Genomic DNA, 4106 nt, shown 5'->3' with positions numbered 1-4106 from the left:
AAAAAAATAAAGAAAAGAGCAGTTGATGGCTGCTCTTTTTTATTTTTGTTTCTCTCAAAATTTAAAGGTCACTGATAGACAGTGCCCATCTATACACCCACCAAAAAATTGGAGCGTGTGATGGGTAGTGCCCATTTACACACTCACCTATCGTTGAGTATAAAAATGGGTAAATAAATGCTACGCATTTTGACCAGCAGGGGCAAAAAAGGGGTTCCGTCGTGGGGTATCGACGGGGGGCCATCATGGGTCTTTTCCTAAAAATTTGCGATAGCATTCTAACACTAGGCTTTGCCTGGTCTATCATGTTCAGTGATATCAGTTTTTCCTTATGCTCTTTCTCCCTTTTTTCCAAAAACGAAATTTGTTCTTAATTATTTGTTGCTAGAAAAATAGATGGCATGTTATCGCTGTTTTAAATGCCCTGTAAGCCGTTTTAGGTTATTTATAGAGTTAAGTTAAGGCAGAAGTTTTTGAGGGGCATTAAAGAGCTTATAAAGGCCTTTAAATGGATTCTAAGGATTGTGAATGGTTTAAAATAAGAATAGAAAATAAAACTTGATGCTGATGCAAGGGAAAAAGCACAAAAAGTTTTTGCGAGATCTTTGCAAAAAGTTTTTTGCCCCTTGCACCAGTAAACTCGATTTGCACCCTCTTGTTCTCTTTCAATGCCACTGCATTGGAAGACGCCTAAACGGCGAGTGGGAAAGTTTTTGGGTTTGCCTTTTTTCAAAAAGGCAAGGTCTTGATTTTGAACTTAAAAAAGCACTCTGCGGGAGCAGGGTGCTTTTTGTTTTTGGAACGGAAATTTGCGAATGCAAATTGGAGTTCTTCTTATCTTGATACTATATAGAATTAACGTCATTTTTTAAAAATCGTTTAAACTGTTGATATGTAAGGGTTTTTGGTGGTTTTTGTGGTTGAAAGAAAAATATACAAAATAATCCCACTATGGTAAGATTAAAGTGTCTAATTCTAATCAAAACATAGGGGGATTTTTGTCCTCAAAAGAGAGGTTATTTATATTGTATATACAAGAGCATAATAACATTACTAGTGATTTAAAATCAACTGTCTTATCAGATAAAAAGAAAAATGGTAAAGTACGTCCTTGGCGAGACAAGAAAGTTGCGAATGTCGCCTATTATGAATTACTAGAAATTTTAGTATTTAAAAAGGCGAAGCGGGTTTCTATGTGTGGCGATATATTGGAATTTGATATAACAACAGAGGGGGAAATGAAACTGGCGAAAGCATGGTTTTGTAAGTCACCTTTATGTCCAATGTGTAATTGGCGTAAATCAATGAAACTAAGTGTTCAAACAACGAAGGTTGTCACGGAAGTGATACGGCAAAAGCCAAAAGCTCGGTGGTTGTTTCTGACGTTAACTTTGAAAAATGTTTATGATGGTGAACAGTTGGATCAAAGTTTAAAACAAATGGCTGAAGGATTTAGACGGTTAATGATGTATAAAAAAGTTCAAAAAAATATGGTTGGATTTATGCGTTCAACAGAGGTGACCGTTAATTTGAAAGATGGTTCGTATAATCAACATATGCATGTTTTATTGTGTGTGGAAAGTACATATTTTAAGAACAGTGAAAATTATATGGACCAAGAAGAATGGACAAAATTTTGGCAAAAAGCAATGAAGTTAGATTATGTGCCGATTGTACATGTAGAAGCAGTTCGTGATAAAAAGAAAAAAGAGTTGTCAGAAGTATTGCCTCCAGGAGTACAAAGTGCCATTCAAGAAACAGCCAAGTATTCCGTGAAAGATTGTGATTATTTAACTGGTAATCAAGAAAGAGATTTAGAGGTTGTACAAGATTTAGAGACTGGATTGTATCGGAAGCGGATGATTTCTTATGGTGGTTTGTTAAAACAAGTACATAAGGAATTGAATTTAGATGATGCAGAAGATGGGGATCTCGTACATATCGATGATGAAAAAGATGAGGTTGAACAAAAAGCTTATTCAGTAGTGGCTTTTTGGAACTGGGAAAAACAAAACTATTTCATAGAATAGTAGCAGGGGAAAATTTAATGTGCTTTGGAGTATTACTTCAATAAGTAAATAAAAAATGAGCAATAGAAAAAACCATGAAACGTTGATATATGAACGTTTCATGGTTTTTTCTTATTTACTATGAATTATTTAACTTTATTGAAGTAATAATCAGCATCCGAAATTGCTGAATTACAAATCAATAGGGCAGCTGATACTGCTCCACCTGCTCCAGCAGCTGCAATGGCAGTTCCTAAACCACCAGTCAAGAACGCTGTGAAAACTACTGTTGCAGTCCCTAATCCAACAGCTGAAATAACAGCAAATTCACCGTTATTTAATCTTTCAACAGCAGCTCTAAATTCTTTTAAATTATCTTTATTAGTTGAACTTTCTGTAACATACTTTGTTCGGTCAGTACTGCGAATATCCCAGTTAGTCTTATCACTATGGAAATAAATATCATATTCTCGATTCATAAATGTATTTTGATAACTATGATCGACAAATGGTTGTATTTCGTTTATTGGTTGAATTTCATTTAAATTTAAAGTATCGGTTGATAATAAATTTTCACCGCTAATATCATATTTTTCTATTGTTAAAATGTTTGTTGTTTTGTCATTTTTTGAGATAGTAATACCATCTACTGTAACTTCTTTTACAATAACTTCACTTTCATTATTTGTTAGTATTGAGACTGAATTTGATAGATGATTTTCTAAATGTTGTTCAACTACTGGCTTTGAATTAACTACAGTTGGTGATAGATTACTAGCAAATGCACTTGTTGAACTTAATAATAAAAATGATGATAGGACTACAGTAAATAAGCTTTTTTTCTTCAAAAAAACGTCTCCTTTTTAGGTAATATTTTTAATTTACATTTATGTAAATTAAACCCAATTAATAGTATATCATAATATTTAAATTATCTGAATATTTTTCGGGAGGTTTGTTTAATGAACTGAATTTATGTATTAATATAGTAGCTATTCAATATATTGGAGAGGTGGATGTGTGATGGGAAAAAGATTTATATTAAAAACAAAAGAACATTTTAGTGGAGGTATTATTAAAATTGTGATTGATACTGAAACGGGTGTAAATTATTTAATTACAAGTGGTTTTGGAATAAGTGGGATGACTCCGCTATTAGATAAAGACGGTAAAATAATTATAGATAAATTATAGATTTGAATCGTTAAAAAGAGTAGCTTTTGCTACTCTTTTTAATTTTTTTTTCAAAAGTTCCACCATTTTTTATTATGTGCAGCTATAAGCTGTTTTTTTGTTTCTTGAGATTCACGAAGTGCTTGCATTAAATTTTGATCCCGTTCATTTTGTCGTTGTTCGATTTTGTTTAGCTGCTCCATTAGTTTTTGATTAAATTCATGTTGCGCTTTTATAAATTCCACGAATAGATTTTCTTCCTGTAGCGGGATAGCGGGTTGCGCTATAGACAAATTCATGCGATATAAAGTCGCTACACGTTCGGCAGATTCTTCTAAAGATTTCCCCATTGACTTCATGTTACAGAGATACTCTAAAAACTGGATATTTTCTTCGCTATATTCGCGCCACCCTTTTTCATCTTTTGAAAAAGAAAAGCCTTTTTCTTCAAGCAATTGTGCGTACTTTCTAATGGTGACAGGTTGTACAGAAAGACGTTGTGCAACTTCCTTACTGGAATAGATTTTTGTATCGTTTTTCATCGCGTTCACCTCGTAGAAATGGTTCGCTATGGAAAGACGATATACCTTGCTGCTACTTAATTTTTTTAGCTTGTAAATGAAATATCGGGGGATAGGGGGCAGAGCCACCTCAAGAAAATGGAAAAAATAAAGGAGCGTAGCGAATTTATTTTTTAGGGAGTGAGGGAACACTCCCTATGCTTGCTGTATTTTGTTTTGGTAGTTATTACTGGAAAAATGGTTTTGAATTTGAAAAAATTTATGGAGACGTGCTTGTCAAAAGGGAGGTAAATTTTATGCAATATAAAATAACTCAAGAAAATTTGATTATTCCAGAATGGAAAAGCGAAGTTGAATATGTTGTTGATCGAAAAGAAAAAAGCGAAGAATAAATTGTTATTAG

Annotated in this window: 5 protein-coding genes; 3 read left to right on the top strand and 2 right to left on the bottom strand. The window is 33.2% G+C overall.

The window, feature by feature from the left end:
- Nucleotides 1-1031: 1031 nt before the first annotated feature.
- Entirely contained in the window at nt 1032-2030 is a 999-nt protein-coding gene (locus tag MKZ17_RS20470; protein ID WP_340725648.1) for a protein rep, read from the top strand.
- Between the two features lie 125 nt (nt 2031-2155).
- Here the strand turns inward: MKZ17_RS20470 and MKZ17_RS20465 are convergent, their stop codons facing one another.
- The gene (locus MKZ17_RS20465; protein WP_340725647.1) at nt 2156-2857 is read right to left on the bottom strand and encodes a geobacillin-26 family protein; all 702 of its coding nucleotides are present in this window, start codon (nt 2855-2857) and stop codon (nt 2156-2158) included.
- Nucleotides 2858-3032: 175 nt separating this feature from the next.
- On the opposite strand from MKZ17_RS20465, the gene MKZ17_RS20460 reads away from it, so the two are divergent.
- On the top strand, nt 3033-3203 hold the full coding sequence (locus tag MKZ17_RS20460; protein ID WP_340725646.1) for a DUF6440 family protein: 171 nt from the start codon (nt 3033-3035) through the stop codon (nt 3201-3203).
- Nucleotides 3204-3253: 50 nt separating this feature from the next.
- Here the strand turns inward: MKZ17_RS20460 and MKZ17_RS20455 are convergent, their stop codons facing one another.
- Nucleotides 3254-3724: a DUF3967 domain-containing protein gene (locus tag MKZ17_RS20455; protein WP_340725645.1), complete on the bottom strand. Its 471-nt coding sequence runs from the start codon at nt 3722-3724 to the stop codon at nt 3254-3256.
- 176 nt (nt 3725-3900) lie between these two features.
- Between MKZ17_RS20455 and MKZ17_RS20450 the strand changes: the two genes are divergently transcribed.
- Entirely contained in the window at nt 3901-4095 is a 195-nt protein-coding gene (locus MKZ17_RS20450) for a hypothetical protein (RefSeq protein WP_340725644.1), read from the top strand.
- Nucleotides 4096-4106 lie beyond the last annotated feature (11 nt).

Origin of the sequence: Solibacillus sp. FSL R7-0682 (genome assembly GCF_038005985.1) — a bacterium.
In the GTDB taxonomy this organism is placed as follows: Bacteria; Bacillota; Bacilli; order Bacillales_A; family Planococcaceae; genus Solibacillus.
This window is presented reverse-complemented; position numbering and strand designations above follow the sequence as displayed.